The 19331-nt window shown below is 59.9% G+C and carries 18 protein-coding genes; 11 read left to right on the top strand and 7 right to left on the bottom strand.

Features of this window, described 5'->3' with window-relative positions; all coding sequences use genetic code 11:
• Positions 1-15 precede the first annotated feature (15 nt).
• The 4 genes from D8U73_RS02470 to D8U73_RS02455 all read left to right on the top strand — a co-directional run bounded on the left by D8U73_RS02470 (position 16) and on the right by D8U73_RS02455 (position 5379).
• A complete protein-coding gene (locus D8U73_RS02470) occupies positions 16-726 on the top strand; it encodes a fimbria/pilus chaperone family protein (protein WP_130903630.1) in 711 nt (236 codons plus the stop codon).
• Positions 727-857: 131 nt separating this feature from the next.
• On the top strand, positions 858-3329 hold the full coding sequence (locus D8U73_RS02465) for a fimbria/pilus outer membrane usher protein (protein WP_130903629.1): 2472 nt from the start codon (positions 858-860) through the stop codon (positions 3327-3329).
• A 10-nt stretch (positions 3330-3339) separates the two neighbouring features.
• Positions 3340-4473: a DUF1120 domain-containing protein gene (locus D8U73_RS02460; RefSeq protein WP_130903628.1), complete on the top strand. Its 1134-nt coding sequence runs from the start codon at positions 3340-3342 to the stop codon at positions 4471-4473.
• Positions 4474-4728: 255 nt separating this feature from the next.
• Positions 4729-5379 carry a DUF1120 domain-containing protein gene (locus tag D8U73_RS02455; RefSeq protein ID WP_130903627.1) on the top strand — a complete coding sequence of 217 codons (651 nt, stop codon included), beginning with the start codon at positions 4729-4731 and terminating at the stop codon, positions 5377-5379.
• A gap of 1 nt (position 5380) precedes the next feature.
• Here D8U73_RS02455 and D8U73_RS02450 read toward each other — a convergent pair whose 3' ends face one another.
• On the bottom strand, positions 5381-6688 hold the full coding sequence (locus D8U73_RS02450; protein ID WP_130903626.1) for a CynX/NimT family MFS transporter: 1308 nt from the start codon (positions 6686-6688) through the stop codon (positions 5381-5383).
• The gene (locus D8U73_RS02445; RefSeq protein ID WP_130903625.1) at positions 6678-7337 is read right to left on the bottom strand and encodes a FadR/GntR family transcriptional regulator; all 660 of its coding nucleotides are present in this window, start codon (positions 7335-7337) and stop codon (positions 6678-6680) included. The genes D8U73_RS02450 and D8U73_RS02445 overlap by 11 nt, the downstream gene beginning before the upstream one ends.
• Before the next feature lie 165 nt (positions 7338-7502).
• Here D8U73_RS02445 and D8U73_RS02440 point away from each other — a divergent pair, with 165 nt between their 5' ends.
• On the top strand, positions 7503-7814 hold the full coding sequence (locus D8U73_RS02440) for a type II toxin-antitoxin system MqsR family toxin (protein ID WP_130903624.1): 312 nt from the start codon (positions 7503-7505) through the stop codon (positions 7812-7814).
• The gene (locus D8U73_RS02435) at positions 7811-8302 is read left to right on the top strand and encodes a type II toxin-antitoxin system MqsA family antitoxin (protein ID WP_130903623.1); all 492 of its coding nucleotides are present in this window, start codon (positions 7811-7813) and stop codon (positions 8300-8302) included. Before D8U73_RS02440 ends, D8U73_RS02435 begins: the two co-directional genes overlap by 4 nt.
• Before the next feature lie 58 nt (positions 8303-8360).
• Here D8U73_RS02435 and D8U73_RS02430 read toward each other — a convergent pair whose 3' ends face one another.
• The 4 genes from D8U73_RS02430 to D8U73_RS02415 form a co-directional block, all read right to left on the bottom strand.
• Complete coding sequence (locus D8U73_RS02430; protein WP_003178331.1) at positions 8361-9125, bottom strand: amino acid ABC transporter ATP-binding protein; 765 nt, start codon at positions 9123-9125, stop codon at positions 8361-8363.
• Between the two features lie 28 nt (positions 9126-9153).
• Entirely contained in the window at positions 9154-10251 is a 1098-nt protein-coding gene (locus D8U73_RS02425; protein WP_056853648.1) for an amino acid ABC transporter permease, read from the bottom strand.
• 10 nt (positions 10252-10261) lie between these two features.
• Entirely contained in the window at positions 10262-11443 is a 1182-nt protein-coding gene (locus D8U73_RS02420) for an amino acid ABC transporter permease (RefSeq protein WP_056853649.1), read from the bottom strand.
• Positions 11444-11508: 65 nt separating this feature from the next.
• A complete protein-coding gene (locus D8U73_RS02415; RefSeq protein ID WP_056853650.1) occupies positions 11509-12540 on the bottom strand; it encodes an amino acid ABC transporter substrate-binding protein in 1032 nt (343 codons plus the stop codon).
• 468 nt (positions 12541-13008) lie between these two features.
• On the opposite strand from D8U73_RS02415, the gene D8U73_RS02410 reads away from it, so the two are divergent.
• The 5 genes from D8U73_RS02410 (at position 13009) to D8U73_RS02390 (ending at position 18370) form a co-directional block, all read left to right on the top strand.
• Positions 13009-13665 (top strand): alpha/beta hydrolase, encoded by a 657-nt coding sequence (locus D8U73_RS02410; RefSeq protein WP_056853651.1) that lies wholly within the window; start codon positions 13009-13011, stop codon positions 13663-13665.
• A 108-nt stretch (positions 13666-13773) separates the two neighbouring features.
• Entirely contained in the window at positions 13774-15261 is a 1488-nt protein-coding gene (rhlB, locus tag D8U73_RS02405) for an ATP-dependent RNA helicase RhlB (RefSeq protein WP_130903622.1), read from the top strand.
• 136 nt (positions 15262-15397) lie between these two features.
• Positions 15398-16351, top strand: coding sequence for an ornithine cyclodeaminase family protein (locus D8U73_RS02400; protein ID WP_130887015.1), 954 nt, complete (start codon positions 15398-15400; stop codon positions 16349-16351).
• Between the two features lie 141 nt (positions 16352-16492).
• Positions 16493-17620, top strand: a complete 1128-nt coding sequence (locus D8U73_RS02395) for an FAD-binding oxidoreductase (protein ID WP_130887016.1) — start codon at positions 16493-16495, stop codon at positions 17618-17620.
• A gap of 108 nt (positions 17621-17728) precedes the next feature.
• On the top strand, positions 17729-18370 hold the full coding sequence (locus D8U73_RS02390; protein ID WP_056853655.1) for a PAS domain-containing protein: 642 nt from the start codon (positions 17729-17731) through the stop codon (positions 18368-18370).
• A 123-nt stretch (positions 18371-18493) separates the two neighbouring features.
• Here the strand turns inward: D8U73_RS02390 and D8U73_RS02385 are convergent, their stop codons facing one another.
• Positions 18494-19270 (bottom strand): ABC transporter substrate-binding protein, encoded by a 777-nt coding sequence (locus D8U73_RS02385; RefSeq protein WP_130903621.1) that lies wholly within the window; start codon positions 19268-19270, stop codon positions 18494-18496.
• Between the last annotated feature and the right edge of the window lie 61 nt (positions 19271-19331).

Here is a 19331-nt window from a genome sequence, read left to right as displayed (position 1 = left end):
ACACAGGCATCCACCATGACTCTTTTCAACGGCGCGCGATGCAGACGTTTCTGTCTGGGCACGCTGGCCTATCTGTTCGCTGGCTACGTCGTGGCCGATGGCATGGTCCCCGACACCTCTGTGGTGATCGTCAATGAAGCCGATGGCGAAACCTCGGTGTCGGTCACCAACACTGACGCAAACCTGTCGTTGCTGCATGTCACCCTCGAAGACATTCCCGAGGACAAGGAACCGCTGTTGTTCGTCACGCCGCCGCTGGCCCGGGTCGAGGCGGGCAAGAGTCAATTGGTGCGGTTCATCCTGCAGACCTCCACGCCCCTGACCACCCAGCGCCTGAAGCGGGTGATTTTCGAGGGCATGCCTCAAGACCGTAAACCGGCCGAAGCCGGGCGTGCACGGGTCGGCGTGACGGTGCGGCAAAATTTGCCGGTGATCCTGCACCCCAAGGGCTTGGCGCCCAATCGCACACCGTGGACGGGGCTGACCTGGCGCCTGCAAAACGATCAGGTCAGCGTGCACAATCCATCACCCTATGTCGTGCGTTTGGCCCAGGAACTGACGCTGCTGCCCGGTAATGGTTCGGCGTTGTTGCCGCGCACCTACGTGCTGCCGGGGGAAACCTTGAGCGTGCCCGCCAAAGGCGCTGCCGCCACCCGCGTACGGATACAACCGGCGACGGTCTACGGCTTCGCGGTGCCGCATTTCGAAACACCGTTCGAGTCCTGAACCGCCACGACTGCGCGACGATGGAATAACCCGCGCCGAAGTTTTCGGGTAACGGCCAGCGAGCTGTTACCCAAGGCGTGACTGAATTTCAACGATCAGTTCAGCACGCCCGCATAAACCAAGTGAACCCCATGAACACAGTAACTTTTTACCGTGATGGCGAAGCCGTGCCTGTGATTCGGACCCGCGTCCACTCACGCCGGTTGCGTCGACGGACAACATTGGCCTTATTGCTGATCAACACGCTGATGGTGCTCGACGCTCGCGGTAGCGAATTACTACTGGCGTCCTTCGATAGCAACACGCTGCGACAGCGCGGTATCGATCCGGCACTGGCGACCTTGCTGATGGAAGCGCCACGCTTCGCCACGGGCCGGCATTCGGTGACGCTCAACGTCAACGGCCAACGACAGGGTCGCGTCGACGTCGCCTTCGATCGCGCCGGTGTACTGTGCTTTGACCGCACGCTGCTCGACAAGGCCAACCTGAACGTGCCCGAGCAGATCCTCGACGACGATGGCCGTTGCTACGACTTTCTCGCCCTCGCGCCGCAAACCGCCATCGAACAGGATCCGGCCAACCTGGCCCTGACGCTGGTTGTGCCGACCCATGCTATTCGACCCGCCGAACGCGATGTCAGCGGCTATCAAACCGGCGGCGTCGCTGCGCTGCTCAACTACGACATTACCGGACAGCACAGCCGTTTTGGCGAGGGTACGAGCCGCTATGCCTCGGCCAACACCGAGCTGGGTTTTAATGCCGGCGACTGGATCGTGCGCAGTCGTCAGGTGCAGACCTGGCAGGATGAAGTGTCGCGCACAACGCATATCGCCGCTTACGCCCAGCGCACCTTCGCCAGTCACGAAGCCGTGTTGCAGGCCGGCCAGATCAACCTTTACAACCCGGTGTTGGCCGGTGCGCAGATCACCGGCGTACAGGTTCTCAACGAACAGGCGCTGCAAGCCGAAGGGCAAAGCGCGGTCATCGAAGGCATCGCCAACAGTCAGGCACAGGTCGAAGTGCGGCAGAACGGTTCGCTGATCTATTCCACCGTGGTGCCCGCAGGCCCCTTTGCCCTGAACAACGTGCGCCGGCTCAATAGCCGCTCCGACGTCGAAGTCACAGTCAAGGAGGAGGACGGCAGCCAGCGCAGTTTCACGATACCGGCGGCGATGCTCGGTATCGGCTTGCCAGCGCCAGGCTTCTCCCTTGCGGCGGGAACCGTGCGCAGGAGTGGCGATGAGCAAGGTGACGAACCTTGGGTCGTCAGTGGCGGATGGAGCGGCGTATTGAACCCGCAAATATTGATCAGCGGCGGGCTGACCGGCGCCGCCGACTATCGCGCGGCCGGTACCAGCGTCGGCCTGTTGCCTTCGCCGGATACCCAGCTCCAGGCGACACTGACCGGCGCGGATGCCAGCGGCCGCCAAGGCGGCCAGGGGCTTCAGGCCGACCTGAGCCTGTCGCACCGTTTCAGCGAGCGCTGGGCACTGAATGCCGCAAGTTCCTACCGAACCCTGGGTTATCGGGAACTGGAAGACGCGGTATTTGACAACACTAATGACGACCAGAAATCCCGCTACCGCGACCAGCAAAGCGCGGCCCTGTCATGGTCCCATCCGTGGTTCGGCGCCTTCAGCGGTGGCTTCAGTCAGTCAAGCTCGTTCGATGGTCAGAGCAGCAGCCGCGCCCTGGCGTCCTGGGGCACCAACATCAAAGGGGTGTCGCTATCGGCAACGGCGGAATGGCAACTCAGTGGGGCCAATCGCACCGACGATAGCGTCTACCTGAATCTGAGCATTCCCCTGGGTGAAAACCGTCGTGCGCGCACCTGGGTACGCAGTTCCGGTGGCGAGTACCGCAGCGGCGTGGGCTTGAGTGAACAGCTCAACGACCAACTGGCGTACCGCGTCGGCGCTGAACACGACTCCCGCAATAAAGAGGTGCAGTCTTCCGCCGGCGTTTCCCTGCTGCCGCGCTACACCCAGCTGGATCTCAACTACACCCGCGCCGACGCCGCGCGCTCCAGTTACCAGGCCAGCGCCCGAGGCGGTGCGGTGCTGCACGACCGAGGTTTGACGCTCTCGCCTTACCCGATCAGCGACACCTTCGGTTTGCTGTCTGTGGGTGAGATGGGTGCCATCAAGGTGTCGACGCCGAGCGGTCCGGTGTGGACCGATTGGCAAGGTCAAGCAGTGATTCCACAGCTCACGGCCTATGGCAAAAGCCCGGTGGAAGTCGACACCAAAACCCTGCCGCGCAACGCCGACATCAGCAACGGCCTGGCGGTGATTTCCGCCGGGCGCGGGGCGGTCGACAAGGTCGAATTCGGCGTCAGCCTGACCCGCCGCGCACTGCTAAAAGTCACCACCGCCAACGGTGCACCCCTGCCCCGCGGCGCTGCGGTGAATACCGAGGATGGCGAGTTTGTCACCCTGGTTCAGGAGGGCGGACTGGTATTCCTGCCCAACGTACTGGACAGCCAGGCGCTGTTCATCAAGGCGCCCGGGCTTGAGCGTTGCGCACTGCATTTCGAACTGCCGGCAGACGCCGATACCGACGCCTACTACGAAACCACTGCCGCCAAGTGCAGAGCCCCATGAGGATGACTTGATGAATCTGACCCGCCTGTTGCTGGCCACCGTCGTTGCGTTGGCGCTCTCACCTTTTGCCTGGGGATCGGTTGAGGACTGTCAGTTCAACCTGAGCCAGCCGGTCGTCGATTACGGCTTGATGAACCGTGCGATCCGCGCCGATTCGGTATCGGAGCGCAACCTCGGCGAGCGGCGGTCGAGCCTCACCCTGACCTGCTCGAAACCCACCGACATGAGCCTGTTTTATCGGGCCATGGCAGCAACGTCCAACCGCTTCCATTTTGCCGAACGTGGCACTTATCAGTTGCACATCCGCGACGCGGTGCTCGATGGTCAGTCGGTAGAGCTGGGGCTGATCGCCGCTGCTGGTCAGGCACCCGCACAAACCGCAGCGCAACTGGTCTGGCGACCGGAACATGGCGTGGTTCCGGTGCAAGGCGGAGTGCCGATACAGGGCCGCACTTTTTCGGCCCAGCTTGAATGGACGGCATGGGTTCAGGAACAAGGGATGCAAGTGCGCGACGCGGTGACCTGGGAGGTGGCCGGGGTGTTCGACGCCGTGTCGGCCGATCGCAGTCGCGAGGCGACGTTGCGTGCACGCTTCGCTCCGGCGGCCTGCGAAGCGGCGCTGTCCAACGGCGGTGTGGTGGATTTCGGCAGCCTGACGATCAACGACCTCAACGCCGACAAGAGCACCCGCCTGCCCGCGCGCTCGCTGAACTTGCGGGTCGGCTGCGATGGGCCGACGGCTTTCGCGTTGATCATGCACGACAATCGTGCGGGCTCGGCGACAGTCGACAGCGACTTCCATTACGGCCTCGGCACCGATGCCCGCAACAACAAAATCGGCTTTTTCGCGCTGAATATCGACCCGGCAAGCGCCAATGCCGACAGTTTTGCCCGCCTTTATCGAACCGACTCAGCCGGTGGCAACACAGGCTGGAGCAGCGCCAGCGCCAACCCGATCGCCATCGCCAAGACCCGTTACCTGAGTTTCACCGACAGCGCTGGCAGCAGCGCGGGCCCGACCATGATTCAGACCTTCAACGCCAGCATCACCGTCGATGCGGTCATCGCGCCGCTCAACAGCCTGGACTTGAGCAACGCCATCGACCTCGATGGCGCAGGAACGATCGAGATCATTTACCTGTAACACCTGACCCACCAGGTTGAATCCGGGGCGCAATCAAGCGCGCTGGATCAGCCAGGAATAAACCCGCAAAAAGGAATGAAAAATGAAAAAGTACTTCATGGCATTGTCGACCGCCGCTCTGGTCAACGTCGCACCATATGCCCTAGAAGTGGTCATGGACGGTTCCGCGACATTCGAAATGAAATACCTGTAAGCCCCTGAAAAACTGCAGGGGCGTGCTCGCTCCTGCAGCTCAGATGCATGAGGAGCCCATCGATGAAAGATTATTTTGCAGCACCTTTGACTGTCGCCCTTGTCTGCGTCGCGCCCCATGTGCTGGCCGCCTCGACGGTCGACCTGACGGTGAAGGGCACGATCACGCCCGTCGCCTGTACACCGGTCCTGTCCAACAATGGCACGGTGGATTACGGAAAGATCTTCCGCCAGGACCTGAGCGTCGACAAGCGCACGCAACTGCCTGATCAAGTGCTGGACCTCAACATCCAATGCAACGGCCCTTCGCGTTTTGCCCTGGTCATGCACGACAACCGCGACGGGTCGGCCATCGTCAACAGCGAGATTTATTACGGGCTGAATCGCGACAAAAGCGGCAACAACATCGGCCTGTATTCGCTGAACTTCGATCCCGCCCAAACGGTGGTGGATGACCTTTCGCAGGTCTACCGCACCGACTCCACCACGGGCGGCCTGGCCTGGAGTTTATCCAGCAGCCGCCCGATTCCGATTGGCGCCAAAAGCTACCTGGGATTTACCGACGTTGCCGGTAGCAACGCCGGTCCGATCTTCATCCAGCACCTGTCGAGCCGAGTCACCATCGAAGCCGTCATCGCGCCCACGTCCCAGCTGGACTTGAGCGCCGATGTCCAGCTCGACGGCTCGGCGACCCTGGACATGGTTTACCTTTGATTCAGATTTTTTCGCTGAGCACCTGGACATACAGTGAACGCCCGGCGCCCAGGCCGGCAATGATGGCGCCGAGGCCGATCACCCCAAAGATCCAGCCCACGGCGGTCCAGCCACCGGTCCAGTCATGCACGATGCCGACTGCGAATGGGCCCATGGATGCCAAGGTGTAACCGAACCCCTGGGCCATGCTCGACAGGTTCGCCGCCACATGGGCATCGCGCGAGCGCAGCACGATCAGGGTCAGCGCCAGGCTGAACGTGGCGCCCTGCCCCAGCCCCAGCACAATCGCCCAGCCCCACAAGCCTTCGAGCGGCGCGTACAGGCAACCGAACAGGCCGCCGAGGGTCAGCGCCATCACAATCACGATGGCCAGGCGCTGATCCTTGCCGCGAGTCGCCAGCCATGGCGCGGCGAGGGAACTGACCAGTTGCACGATCACCGAACCCGACAACACCAGCCCTGCCTGGGTCGGCGTCAGCCCGCGACCGATCAGGATCGATGGCAACCAGCCGAACACGATGTAAGCCAGTGACGATTGCAGGCCCATGTACAAGGTCACTTGCCAGGCCAGCGGGTCGCGCAGCAAACCGCGAACGCGGTAAGCGACATGATGTGCGCCGTGCTTTTGCCCCACTTGCGGTAACCAGAAAAGGGCCGCGACCAGGGCCGGGATCACCCAGAAACCAAGGCCCATGGCCCAGCTCCGGTCGAAATGCTCGCTCAACGGCACGGTCGCCCCCGCTGCCATCGCCGCCCCCAGGCACAGGGCCATGGTGTAGACACCAGTCATGGTGCCGGCCTGCCTCGGGAAATCACGCTTGACGATGCCCGGCAGCAAAACGCCGATCACACCGATGCTGGCACCGGCCAACACGCTGCCGGCAAACAAACCGATTTCGCCAAAAGAGCTGCGCACGATGATGCCGCCAGCGAGGGTCAGCAAAATGCCCAGCACCACCCGCTCGGCACCGAAGCGACGCGCCAGCACCGGCGCCAACGGCGCAAACAGACCGAGGCAAAGCACCGGCAACGTAGTCAGCAAACCAGCCTGGGAGGCCGAAAGACCGAGTGACTTCGACACGTCACTGAGCATCGGCGCCATGCTCGACAACGCGGGGCGCAGGTTCAGCGCCACCAGAATCAACCCCAGCAGCAACAGCCAGGGCCGACGCAGGACCGGATGCGTTTGCTGGACCTGCTCGTCATCGGCCTCGGCATCGATCAGCAACTCTTCGAGCTCCGCCGTGCGCTTGGATTGCGTGATGTTGCTGTGATCGCTGGACATGCGGTTCTCGGTTTCAAGGTTCATTGATCAACTGCCTCGACAGCGCTTTGGCGCGTTCCGGGTCGCGTTGTTCGACGGCATCGAGCAGTGCGATGTGCAGGTCGAACACTTCCTGGCGTCGGGGCGTGATGTTCAGACAGTGGCGCAACTGCGCGCCGACGACGCTGGAGAAATAGCGATACAACTCGCTGAGCGTGGGGTTGTGCGCCGCATCCACCAGGCGACGATGGAACACCAGGTCGCAGGCAATGTAGGTGTCGAGGTCGCCGTGATAGTGGCTGCCGCTGACACCCAGCGCTTCGCGCAACGCCACCAGGTCTTCATCGGTTCGGCGAAGTGCCGCCAGCCCGATGGCCTCGACTTCGAGGATGTGCCGGGTTTCGCGGGCCTGTTCCCGCGAACAACTGGACAACGCCTTCAAGGTGTCCAGCGGATCAACCACCGCCCGTAGATAACTACCGTCGCCCTGGCGGATTTCTATCAACCCGGAAAACGCCAGCACGCGCATGGCTTCACGCACGGTGTTGCGGCTGATGCCCAGTTCTGCCGACAGCTCGGGTTCGGTGGGCAAGCGCTGGCCGACCGTCCAGGCACCTTGGGTGATGCGCAGACGCAACTGGTCCAGCGCCTGGTCGACCAGGGATCGTTTAACTAATGGAGAAATGTCAGACATAAGGCTCGCCTTTTCATCCAATCATAGGATGAATTTTCTGACATGTTAGTCAGCTTCGAGTAGGACGGCAACCGCCTAGGGTCAGAGAGAGGACATGCAGCGGGATTTTCGATTAGTCAAAATTACCCTTTAAGGGTAATTTCAGGGACAGGGTTTTGGATTCTTATGGAAAAGAACACACCCCATTTCGACTTGGCGGTGATCAAGGCCGAAGTCAGGCGGCTTGGAAGAAAAGCCTTCACCAAAACCGCGGCAAAGGCCGGTCTGAATCTCGGCCTTAGCCTCAGAGAGATGCAAGATATCGTTTTCGAGTTACAGAACAGGATGTTGTACAAATCGATGACCACTTATGACGATCATCGAGTCTGGCAGGACGTGTATCACATCAACTCACAAGATCTGGAGATTTACATCAAGGTGGCGTACCGCCCTGCCGGCGGCCCACCGGTAATCTCCTTCAAGGAGAAAAACCCATGAATACCCAGCAATGTTTCAGCTGTGGTGCACGTGAGGGAATGAGACATTTCGAGGGGCGCAGCGAGACCCTGAGTGTCAAAGGCATGGAGCGCCGAGTAGATAATCTTTCTGGCTGGGAGTGCCAGAAGTGCGGTGAAGTCGAGTTGGACCCCGATACGGATAGTGCGGAGCGTTATGGGGAAGCAGGTGATGCGCTGGTCATCGCCGCCAGGCAAATGATCGGCGCCGAGATGAAGCGTATCCGTCGCAAATTGCACCTTACGCAAAAAGAGACGGTGCAACTGCTTTCCGGTGGCGGGCACAACGCATTCTCACGTTACGAACGCGGCGAAGTACTTCCGCCGAAGGCGTTGATGCTGCTAATGCGCCTGCTGGATCGCTACCCGCATTTACTCGCCGATGCGAAAATCCTGGCTGAAGGAGCGGATTTGAGGGGAGCGTTCAAATTTACTGAGCACCAGGAGCACGAAACACTCACTGTGCCGTGAGCGGCAAACATAAAAAACCCGGCGCGAGGCCGGGTTTGTTTTATCAGTCAGCCTGCCATCAATGCAGAATCTGACTCAGGAACAGCTTGGTCCGATCATTCTGCGGATTATCGAAGAAATCGTTCGGCGCCGCCTGTTCGACAATCTCCCCCTTGTCCATGAAGATCACGCGGTTGGCCACGGTACGGGCAAAGCCCATTTCGTGGGTCACGCAGAGCATGGTCATGCCGTCTTCGGCGAGGCCGATCATGGTGTCGAGTACCTCTTTCACCATTTCCGGATCGAGTGCCGACGTCGGTTCGTCGAACAGCATGATTTTCGGCTTCATGCACAGCGCGCGGGCGATCGCCACACGCTGTTGCTGGCCGCCGGACAGTTGCCCCGGGTACTTGTGCGCCTGTTCCGGAATGCGTACGCGCTCCAGGTAATGCATGGCGATTTCCTCGGCCTTGCGCTTGGGCATCTTGCGTACCCACATTGGCGCCAGGGTGCAGTTCTGCAAAATGGTCAAATGCGGGAACAGGTTGAAGTGCTGGAACACCATGCCGACTTCACGGCGGATCGCTTCGATCTGCTTGAGGTCGTTGGTCAGCTCCACGCCATCGACCACGATGCGCCCCTGCTGGTGTTCTTCCAGGCGGTTGAGGCAGCGGATGGTGGTGGACTTGCCGGAACCCGACGGGCCGCACAGGACGATACGCTCGCCCTGCTTGACGTTGAGGTTGATGTCCTTGAGTACGTGAAACTGGCCGTACCATTTGTTCACGCCCTGCATCTGAATAATGCCTTCAGGGCTCACAGGCTGTTTGATTGCTTCGCTCATCACAAAACTTCCTAAATTGGGTAGCGCGTCAGCGCTTGTGGCCAGTGTCGAGCTTGCGTTCCAGATGCATGGAATAGCGCGACATACCAAAACAGAAAATCCAGAACACCAGGGCGGCGAACACGTAGCCTTCGGTGGCCATGCCCAGCCATTTCGGATCGGCAGCCGCTTGTTTGACGCTGTTGAGCAGGTCGAACAAGCCGATGATGATCACCAGGCTGGTGTCCTTGAACAGTGCAATGAACGTGTTGACGATGCCGGGGATTACCAGCTTCAAGGCTTGCGGCAGAATCACCAGGCCCATGCTGCGCCAGTAACCCAGGCCCATCGCCGCGGCCGCTTCGTACTGCCCCTTGGGGATCGCTTGCAGGCCGCCGCGCACCACTTCGGCCACGTAGGCCGACTGGAACAGGATCACGCCGATCAACGCCCGCAGCAGTTTGTCGAAGTTCATGCCTTCAGGCAGGAACAGCGGCAGCATCACCGAGGACATGAACAGCACCGTGATCAACGGCACGCCGCGCCAGAACTCGATGAAGGTCACGCAGACCACCCGAATCGCCGGCATGTTCGAACGTCGGCCCAGCGCCAGGACAATCCCCAACGGCAGCGCACCGGCGATACCGACAGTGGCGATCACCAGGGTCAGCATCAGACCGCCCCACTGGCTGGTCGCCACCTGGGTCAGGCCGAAAACGCCACCGTGCAACAGGCACCAGGCAATGATCGGGTACAGCACCAAAAAGCTCAGGCCATACACCGCTTTACGCGGGAAGCGCGAGATGAACAGAGGCGCTACGCCAATCACCGCCAGCCATACGGTCAGGTCGACGCGCCAGCGCAGATCCGTCGGATAGTAGCCGTACATGAACTGGCCGAAACGCTGCTGGATGAACACCCAGCAGGCGCCCTCCTTGGTGCAGTCGGCCTGGCTGGTGCCTACCCAGTTGGCGTCGATGATGGCCCACTGCAGAATCGGCGGAACCACCAGGTAGATCAGGTAGAACGCGAACAGGGTCAGCAAGGTGTTGAGCCAGCTGGAGAACATGTTTGCGCGCATCCACGCCACTACACCGATGCTGCTGCTCGGTGGTGGCATGTCAGGTTTGAAAGTATGAGTACTCATGCGCTTTTCCTTACCGCTCGATCAGCGCAATGCGCTTGTTGTACCAGTTCATCAGCAGGGAAATGCTGATACTGATCGCCAGGTACACGCTCATGGTGATGGCAATCACCTCGATCGCCTGACCGGTCTGGTTCAGCACCGTACCGGCAAACAGCGAGACCATTTCCGGATAGCCGATACCGGCCGCCAGCGAGGAGTTCTTCGCCAGGTTCAGGTATTGGCTGGTCAGCGGTGGAATGATCACGCGCAGGGCTTGCGGAATGATCACCTTGCGCAGGGTCGGACCGTTGCGCAGGCCGAGGGAATGCGCCGCTTCGGTCTGGCCGTGGCTGACCGACTTGATGCCCGAGCGCACGATCTCGGCGATGAACGCCGCGGTGTACACGGTCAGGGCCAGGGTCAAGGCCAGCAGTTCCGGGATCAGCACCCAGCCACCGACGAAGTTGAAGCCCTTGAGCTGCGGCATTTCCCAGTGCACCGGTGCGCCGACAATCAATGCGCACAGCGCCGGAATCACCAGGAACAGCGCCAGGCCGACCCAGAATTTGTGGAACGGCACGCCGGTGGCTTCGAAGCGTTTGTTGGCCCAGCGGCACATCAGCACGATGGCGACGATGGCCACCACGACGCTGACCACAAACGGCCAGAAACCGTCGGCCATCAGCGCGGCCGGCATGTTCAGGCCGCGACTGCTGACGAAGAAGGTATCGCCGAAGTTATGGCTGTTGCGCGGTCCCGGCATGGTCAGGAATACCGCGAAGTACCAGAACAGGATCTGCAGCAGCGGCGGAATGTTACGGAAGACTTCCACGTATACCGTCGCCACTTTGGCGATGATCCAGTTCTTCGACAGCCGCGCCACACCGACGATGAAGCCGAGGATGGTTGCCAGAATCACGCCGATGAAAGTCACCAGCAATGTGTTGAGCAGGCCGATGACAAACACCCGGGCGTAACTGTCCGCTTCGGTGTAGTCGATCAGGTGTTGAGCGATGCCGAAACCGGCACTGCGCTCCAGAAAGTCGAAACCGGAGGTGATGCCCCGGTGTTGCAGGTTGGTCTGGGTGTTATCGAACAGATACCAGCCCAGCGAGACCACCGCGATAATCGTGATGATCTGGAATACCCACGCACGCACTCGTGGATCGCTGAGGCTGAGCCTCTGCTTTGGTGCGCCGATTGAATTTTGCATGAAGTGCCCCGGAAATAATGGAACAGAACATCACCCGGTGGTTGGCCCACCGGGTGATAGAACCATCAGCGCACTGGTGGTGCGTATTGAATGCCGCCAGCGTTCCACAGAGCGTTCAGCCCGCGGTCGATTTCCAGCGGAGTGCTCTTGCCGAGGTTTTTCTCGAACACTTCACCGTAGTTGCCGACTTGCTTGACGATTTGTACGACCCAGTCTTTCTTCACTTTCAGGTCTTTGCCGTACTCACCGTCGGTACCCAGCAGACGAGCAACGTCCGGGTTCTTGGTGCCCTTGGCTTCGGCTTCGACGTTTTTCGACGTCACGCCCGCTTCTTCGGCGTTGAGCATGGCGTAGCCAACCCAGCGCACGATGGCCAGCCACTCGTCGTCACCGTTACGCACGACCGGGCCCAGAGGTTCTTTGGAAATGGTTTCCGGCAGAACCACGTAGTCTTTCGGCGAAGCCAGCTTGCTGCGCTGGGCGAACAGTTGGGACTTGTCGGAGGTCAGCACGTCGCAACGACCGGATTCCAGCGACTTGGCGCTTTCGTCGGAGGTGTCGAAAGTGATCGGGGTGTATTTCAGACCGTTACCGCGGAAGTAGTCGGAAACGTTCAGTTCGGTAGTGGTGCCGGCCTGGATGCAGATGGTCGCGCCATCCAGCTCTTTGGCGCTCTTGACGCCCAGCTTGTTGTTTACCAGGAAGCCGATGCCGTCGTAGTAAGTGATGAAGCCCGGGAATTTCAGACCCATGCCTGCGTCACGGGAGCTGGTCATGGTGGTGTTGCGCGACAGAATGTCGATTTCGCCGGACTGCAGCGCGGTGAAGCGCTCTTTGGCGTTCAACTGACTGAACTTGACCTTGGTCGCGTCGCCGAATACCGCAGCGGCCACGGCACGGCAGTAGTCAGCATCGATACCGACGATCTTGCCGGTGGCGTCTGGAACCGAGAAACCAGGCAGGCCATCGCTGACGCCGCACTGTACAAAACCTTTCTTCTGCACTGCATCCAGGGTCGCGCCCGCCTGAGCGAACCCACTGACGCCGAGTACTGCGGCTGCAGTCACGACTGCCAGGGTGGATTTCAACATCTTCATTCAAACCTCCAGTTTTGCTCTTGTTGTGTCGGAGCGTGAGTCCTGTCGCACCCTTTTGAGGCGTTGTTGACCCGTGTTGGTTTTTTTTAGGGTCAACCGACGTAGGACCGTAGCCATGAGTCTAGTAGGAGAAAATCCACATCATGGACAACTCACTTCTCACCAATCGGCCGAACGGGCTGTAGCCCTTTCACGTTCGCGAAGCCCGTAGCGGCCACTGGCGAACATCCATTACCGGATTTTTTGCTATCCCACTGCCAACAATGGCCTGATAGTGTTACCGACAGTTGTGGGATTCTTCATACGCGCTTCCCTATAGCAAAGCCCGTACCACACCGCCCGCTTAAGCGGTTAAGCGACAGGTCAATAGCAAAACTTGTAACCTTGCGACATCTTCGTAACTGATCAACCAGACACGCACTCACCCCTCGCACTGAATGAGAGCGCATGCACAATATTGGAGCAAACATGACCGAGCCCTTGATCCTAGAACCCGTCAAGCCCGCAGACGCCTGCGTGATCTGGCTCCACGGCCTGGGCGCCGATCGCTATGACTTCCTGCCCGTGGCTGAAGCCCTGCAGGAAACCTTGTTGAGCACACGCTTCGTTCTGCCTCAGGCGCCAACCTGTGCGGTCACCATCAATGGTGGCTACGAGATGCCCAGCTGGTACGACATATTGGCCATGAGTCCGGCTCGCGCGATCAACCGTGAGCAGCTGGAAGAGTCCGCACAAAAAATCATTAAGTTGATCGACACGCAGCGAGCCATCGGAATAGACGCCTCGCGCATTTTCCTGGCCGGTTTCTCCCAAGGTGGCGCGGTGGTCTTGCACACCGCTTTCCTGAAATGGCAGGGACCGTTGGGTGGCGTACTAGCCCTCTCCACTTATGCCCCGACCTTCAGTGACGAACTGGAGCTGTCCGCCAGTCAGCAGCGTATTCCGGTGCTGTGCTTGCATGGCCAGTACGACGATGTAGTGCAAAACTCGATGGGCCGCAGCGCCTACGAGCATTTGAAGCAGCGTGGTGTCACCGTGACATGGCAGGAATACCCAATGGGTCACGAAGTGTTACCCGAAGAGATCCGCGACCTTGGTGTCTGGCTTGCCGAACGCTTGCGTTGAACTTTCCTGCGATTTTTTGCTTAAAACAGCCCTTTGATCCATCCCACTACGCCGCGCCCGTTTCTTGCATTACACTGGCCGGCGTACATTCCTTAACCAATTGATGAGATGACCGTGCTCAAAGCACTCAAGAAAATGTTCGGTAAAAGCGAGACTGAGCAACTCGCGCCAGTCCCCAGCGCTCCGTCTCACACTCCCGGCCACCGCACCGACGGTAAACAGCCTGGCCGGACCGCCCCTGTAGCGGCACCGAAACACGAGCCCAAGAGCGCGCCGGCCGCCGAGCCTGTTGCGCAAACCGCCGCCGAGCAACCGCGCAGCGAAACCCCGAAACCCGTTAAACCCCGCCGTGAACCGAAGCCAAAAGCCCCGGTCATTCCCTGGAAACTCGAAGACTTCGTCGTCGAACCCCAGGAAGGCAAAACCCGCTTCCACGATTTCAAACTCGCTCCTGAACTGATGCACGCCATTCAGGACCTGGGCTTCCCGTATTGCACGCCGATCCAGGCGCAAGTACTGGGTTTCACCCTCGCCGGTAAAGACGCCATCGGTCGGGCGCAAACCGGTACCGGTAAAACCGCGGCGTTCCTGATTTCGATCATCACCCAGCTGCTGCAAACCCCACCGCCGAAAGAGCGCTACATGGGTGAGCCGCGGGCCTTGATCATCGCCCCGACCCGCGAACTGGTCGTCCAGATCGCCAAGGACGCCGCCGACCTGACCAAGTACACCGGGCTCAATGTCATGACGTTCGTCGGCGGCATGGACTTCGACAAGCAGCTCAAGCACCTCGAAGCCCGCCACTGCGACATTCTGGTGGCCACTCCCGGCCGTCTGCTGGACTTCAACCAGCGTGGCGACGTGCACCTGGACATGGTCGAAGTGATGGTGCTCGACGAAGCCGACCGCATGCTCGACATGGGCTTCATCCCGCAAGTGCGCCAGATCATTCGCCAGACGCCGCCAAAGGCCGAGCGTCAGACGCTGCTGTTCTCCGCGACCTTCACTGAAGACGTGATGAACCTGGCCAAGCAATGGACCACTGATCCTGCGATCGTCGAAATCGAAGTCACCAACGTGGCCAGCGAAAACGTCGAGCAGCACATCTACGCCGTGGCCGGTGCCGACAAATACAAACTGCTCTACAACCTGGTCAACGACAACGGTTGGGAACGGGTAATCGTATTTGCCAACCGCAAGGATGAAGTGCGGCGCATTGAAGAACGCCTGGTGCGCGATGGCATCAACGCTGCGCAACTGTCCGGCGATGTGCCGCAACACAAGCGCATCAAGACTCTGGAAGGCTTCCGCGAAGGCAAGATTCGCGTACTGGTTGCTACCGATGTTGCCGGTCGCGGTATTCACATCGACGGCATCAGCCACGTGATCAACTTCACCCTGCCGGAAGTCCCGGACGACTACGTGCACCGCATCGGTCGTACCGGTCGCGCCGGTGCTGATGGGGTGTCCATCAGCTTTGCCGGTGAAGATGACTCCTACCAGCTACCGTCCATCGAGGCGCTGTTGGGCAAGAAAATCAGCTGTGAAACACCACCGACGCATCTGTTGCGGGCGGTTGAGCGCAAGCGTCCGTAACGGACAACGTGCAAAAAAGGCGCAGCCGGAAACGGACTGCGCTTTTTTTTCGTCCGGCTTTTTCGACAGGGCTTGCTCGTTAAAACAAAAAGTCCATAATAGACAAATTAGTTTACTTCCATGTCCGGAGCCGCCCATGTCCAGTACGCCTCATGTGATCACCCAAGCCCAGGCTCGCGATTTGCTGACACAGATCGACGTGCCGCAGATCATGCGCAAACTGTTTCGCGACCTGGCCGCCGGACAAGCCGTGCAACCGGCGCAGCATCTTGTGGAGTTTCCGAATGGCGCGGGCGACTTCATCAACTACTTGGGCGTGCTGGCGCAAGACGGTGTTTACGGCGTCAAGACGTCGCCCTACATCGTGCGCGAACAGGGGCCGTTGGTGACCGCCTGGACCCTGCTGATGTCGATGCAGACCGGTCAGCCGCTGCTGTTGTGTGATGCCGGCGAACTGACCACGGCGCGCACCGCCGCGACTACCGTGGTGGCGGTCGATGCACTTGCACCTTTGAACGTGACTCGCCTGGCGATCATCGGCAGCGGCAAGGTTGCTCAAGCGCACCTGCATTACGCGAAAAACCTGCGCGACTGGCAGAGTATCAGCCTGTACTCGCCAGGCCTGAGCGAAGATGCGCAAACCATGAGCCAGCTCAAGAGCATCGAACCTCGCCTGAAGATCGTCGACAGCCGCGAAACGGCTATCCAGGACGCGGATGTGATCATGCTCTGCACCTCATCGGCCGGCCCGGTGATCGACCCGTCAAACCTGAACAAACCGGCGCTGATCACCTCGATCAGCACCAATGCTCCTCGTGCCCACGAAGTGCCACCACAGAGCCTCAATGACATGCGGGTGTTCTGTGACTATCGCCTGACCACCCCAGGCTCGGCCGGTGAAATGCTGATCGCCGGCGAGCAGCATGGCTGGGACAAAAACGCGATCGTCGGCGACCTGGCGGATCTGCTCAGCGAGAAGGTGGCGCGTCCCGTTTACGACCGTCACGTGTTCTTCCGCTCGATTGGCCTGGGCCTTGAAGACATTGCGCTGGCCAATGCCATTTACCGTCTCACCCCTGACATCAGATAAACCCGTAGGAGCAAAGCTTGCTCGCGATGACGGCATGTCAGTCAACACTCATGTTGAATGTGCTGGCGTCATCGCGAGCAAGCTTTGCTCCTACAGGAGTTTTCAACCATTTCGGCAATTGCGCCCCTACAGGAGACGTTCATGAGCCAGGCAGACTTCATCATCATCGGCGGCGGAATTGCCGGCGCCTCCACGGGCTTCTGGCTGTCGCAGCACGGGCGAGTGGTGGTACTCGAGCGTGAATCCCATCCGGCCTATCACTCCACCGGACGTTCCGCTGCGCTGTACACCGCGGCTTACGGCACCCCACAGGTTCGTGCATTGACCCAGGCCAGCCGGGATTTTTTCGACAACCCGCCCAGCGGTTTCTGCGAGCACCCGCTGCTGACGCCGCGCGGTGAAATGACCGTGGACTTCACCGGTGATCCGGCCGAATTGAACAATCAATACCTGAGCGCCAAAGCCACGGTCCCGGAGATGCAATTGCTCAGCGCCGAGGAGGCCTGTGTACGCCTGCCGATCCTGCGCCGGGAAAAAGTCCACGGCGCCATCTACGACCCGACCGCCAGCGACATCGACACCGACGCCCTGCATCAGGGTTACTTGCGTGGCATCCGTCGCAATAACGGCGAAGTGCACACCGACACTGAAGTGCTCGGCCTGAGCCGTGATACCGACGGTGCCTGGCAGGTGCAAACCAACAGCCAGACTTTCAGCGCTCCCCTCATCATCAATGCTGCGGGCGCGTGGGCCGACAAGATCGGCACGCTAGCCGGTGCACAACCACTGGGCCTGCAACCGAAACGCCGGGCCGCGTTCATTTTCGCTGGCCCCGAGGGTGTGGATATCCATCATTGGCCGATGCTGGTCAGCCTCGACGAGTCCTTCTATATGAAACCCGACGCCGGGATGTTCCTCGGCTCGCCGGCCAACGCCGACCCGGTTGAACCCCACGACGTGCAGCCTGAAGAGCTGGACATCGCCATGGGCATCTACCAGATCGAAGAAGCCACCACCCTGACGATCCGCCGCCCGACCCGCACCTGGGCCGGCCTGCGCAGCTTCGTCAGTGATGGCGACTTGCTCTCGGGTTTCGATCCGCAGGTGCCGGGGCTGTTCTGGGTGGCGGCTCAAGGGGGTTATGGCATCCAGACCTCACCCGCGATGGGTCAGGCCAGTGCCGCGCTGGTCCGTGGTGAAGCCCTGCCCGAACAACTGACCCGCTTCGGTCTGAGCGCCGAAATGCTCTCCCTCGCTCGTCTGGGTTGATTCACCACCTCAGGTGACGCGCCGACATGATTGCGGCACACTTTCAGAGCCCCGTATTGCGGGGCGCTGAAGTTGCCCGGAGTTCTACTGTATGAAGAGCCGCACCCCATGAACGCCCCAGAAAATGACCCGGCCCTGAACGACTCGTCCCTGGATAACTTCCATGCGATCGCCGATGCCATCGCCACGTTGTTCTTTCCCCATGCCGAGGTGGTGCTGCACGACCTGCGCACGCAAAAGGTCGACTACATCGCCAACAACCTGTCGAAACGGGAAATCGGCGACGACTCCGCACTGGAGGACATGCTCAGCGACGACGTCAGCGAACGAAACATCGGGCCGTACGAAAAGCTGAATTGGGATGGACAGAAGATTCGCAGTCTCAGCACGGTACTGCGCGACAGCGAAGGTCACCCGCTGGCCGTGCTGTGCATCAACCTGAATATTTCGCTGTTCGAAAACGCCAAGGCCGCGCTGGACCTGTTCCTGTCGCCGACCAAGCTGATCCCGCAACCGGACTCACTGTTCCGCGATGACTGGCAGGAACGGATCAACACCTTCCTCCACGCCTGGCTGCGCGAGCGCCAGCTGAGCCTGAACCTGCTGACCCGCGACCACAAACGCGAGCTGGTGCTGGCCCTGCATGCCGAAGGTGCCTTCAAGGGCAAGAGCTCGTCGAACTATGTCGCCAATGTGCTGAACATGGGACGGGCGACGGTGTACAAGCATTTGAAGGAATTGAAGGGTTAGAGATCTGCATTGGCAGTTCCAACCTCATCGCTGGCAAGCCAGCTCCCACAGATTCTGCGGTGATCACATATGTGTGCACGGCGCAGACAATGTGGGAGCGGGCTTGCCCGCGAAAGCGATCTATCAGTCGCCGTAGATATCGGATTTGAAGTACTTCTCGGAAATTTTCTGATACTCGCCATTCGCCCGAATACCGTCGATGGCTGTATTCAGTTGGCTAACCAGTTCGGTATTGCCCTTGCGCACTGCAATCCCCGCGCCCTCGCCCACGTATTTCGGGTCTTTCAGCTCTGGCCCGACAAACGCATAGCCCTTGCCGCGCGGCATCATCAGGAAGTCATTGAGTGGAATGGTATCGGCAAAAATCGCATCGAGACGACCGGCCGCCAGGTCCATGTAGATCTCTTCGTTGTTGCCGTAACGCTTGACGTTGATGCCCTTGGGTTCAAACACCTCGGTGGCATAACGGTCCGTGGTGGTGGCGCGCTGCACTCCGACGGTCTTGCCCTTGACGCTGGCGTACTGGTCGTCCACCACCGCACCTTCTTTCATCACCAGACGCGATGAAGTGAAGTAGTACTTGTGGGTGAAATCGACTGACTTCTTGCGATCTTCGTTGATGGTCATGGACGACAGGGCCATGTCGATTTTCTTCACTTTCAGGGAAGGAATCAGACCGTCGAACTCGCCTTCGACCCACACACACTTGACCTTCATCTGCGCACACAGGGCGTTGCCGATGTCGTAGTCAAAACCCACAATCTCGCCTTTTTCGGTTTTCGAAGCGAACGGTGGATATGCCGCTTCGATACCGATGCGCAAGGTTTTCTCGGCGGCAAATACAGAGCTGCACGCCAACAGGCTCAGGGCCAGACCGGTGATGAGGGGGAATTTCTTCATGTTCGTTCTCTCGCGGGTTGTTGTTGGTTTGGCAAGACAGAAGAAAGAGCAGAAACGGGGC

It is taken from the genome of Pseudomonas sp. Sample_22 (assembly GCF_004307635.1).
GTDB lineage: Bacteria > Pseudomonadota > Gammaproteobacteria > Pseudomonadales > Pseudomonadaceae > Aquipseudomonas.
The sequence above is the reverse complement of the archived record's forward strand: the minus strand, read 5'-3'. Positions and strand labels throughout refer to the sequence as shown.

Bases quoted from the DNA above. Each gene is read 5' to 3' on its own strand.
- D8U73_RS02470 (WP_130903630.1), top strand. From the start codon at position 16: ATGACTCTTTTCAACGGCGCGCGATGCAGACGTTTCTGTCTGGGCACG.
- D8U73_RS02465 (WP_130903629.1), top strand. From the start codon at position 858: ATGAACACAGTAACTTTTTACCGTGATGGCGAAGCCGTGCCTGTGATT.
- D8U73_RS02460 (WP_130903628.1), top strand. From the start codon at position 3,340: ATGAATCTGACCCGCCTGTTGCTGGCCACCGTCGTTGCGTTGGCGCTC.
- D8U73_RS02455 (WP_130903627.1), top strand. From the start codon at position 4,729: ATGAAAGATTATTTTGCAGCACCTTTGACTGTCGCCCTTGTCTGCGTC.
- D8U73_RS02450 (WP_130903626.1), bottom strand. From the start codon at position 6,688: ATGAACCTTGAAACCGAGAACCGCATGTCCAGCGATCACAGCAACATC.
- D8U73_RS02445 (WP_130903625.1), bottom strand. From the start codon at position 7,337: ATGTCTGACATTTCTCCATTAGTTAAACGATCCCTGGTCGACCAGGCG.
- D8U73_RS02440 (WP_130903624.1), top strand. From the start codon at position 7,503: ATGGAAAAGAACACACCCCATTTCGACTTGGCGGTGATCAAGGCCGAA.
- D8U73_RS02435 (WP_130903623.1), top strand. From the start codon at position 7,811: ATGAATACCCAGCAATGTTTCAGCTGTGGTGCACGTGAGGGAATGAGA.
- D8U73_RS02430 (WP_003178331.1), bottom strand. From the start codon at position 9,125: ATGAGCGAAGCAATCAAACAGCCTGTGAGCCCTGAAGGCATTATTCAG.
- D8U73_RS02425 (WP_056853648.1), bottom strand. From the start codon at position 10,251: ATGAGTACTCATACTTTCAAACCTGACATGCCACCACCGAGCAGCAGC.
- D8U73_RS02420 (WP_056853649.1), bottom strand. From the start codon at position 11,443: ATGCAAAATTCAATCGGCGCACCAAAGCAGAGGCTCAGCCTCAGCGAT.
- D8U73_RS02415 (WP_056853650.1), bottom strand. From the start codon at position 12,540: ATGAAGATGTTGAAATCCACCCTGGCAGTCGTGACTGCAGCCGCAGTA.
- D8U73_RS02410 (WP_056853651.1), top strand. From the start codon at position 13,009: ATGACCGAGCCCTTGATCCTAGAACCCGTCAAGCCCGCAGACGCCTGC.
- rhlB (WP_130903622.1), top strand. From the start codon at position 13,774: ATGACCGTGCTCAAAGCACTCAAGAAAATGTTCGGTAAAAGCGAGACT.
- D8U73_RS02400 (WP_130887015.1), top strand. From the start codon at position 15,398: ATGTCCAGTACGCCTCATGTGATCACCCAAGCCCAGGCTCGCGATTTG.
- D8U73_RS02395 (WP_130887016.1), top strand. From the start codon at position 16,493: ATGAGCCAGGCAGACTTCATCATCATCGGCGGCGGAATTGCCGGCGCC.
- D8U73_RS02390 (WP_056853655.1), top strand. From the start codon at position 17,729: ATGAACGCCCCAGAAAATGACCCGGCCCTGAACGACTCGTCCCTGGAT.
- D8U73_RS02385 (WP_130903621.1), bottom strand. From the start codon at position 19,270: ATGAAGAAATTCCCCCTCATCACCGGTCTGGCCCTGAGCCTGTTGGCG.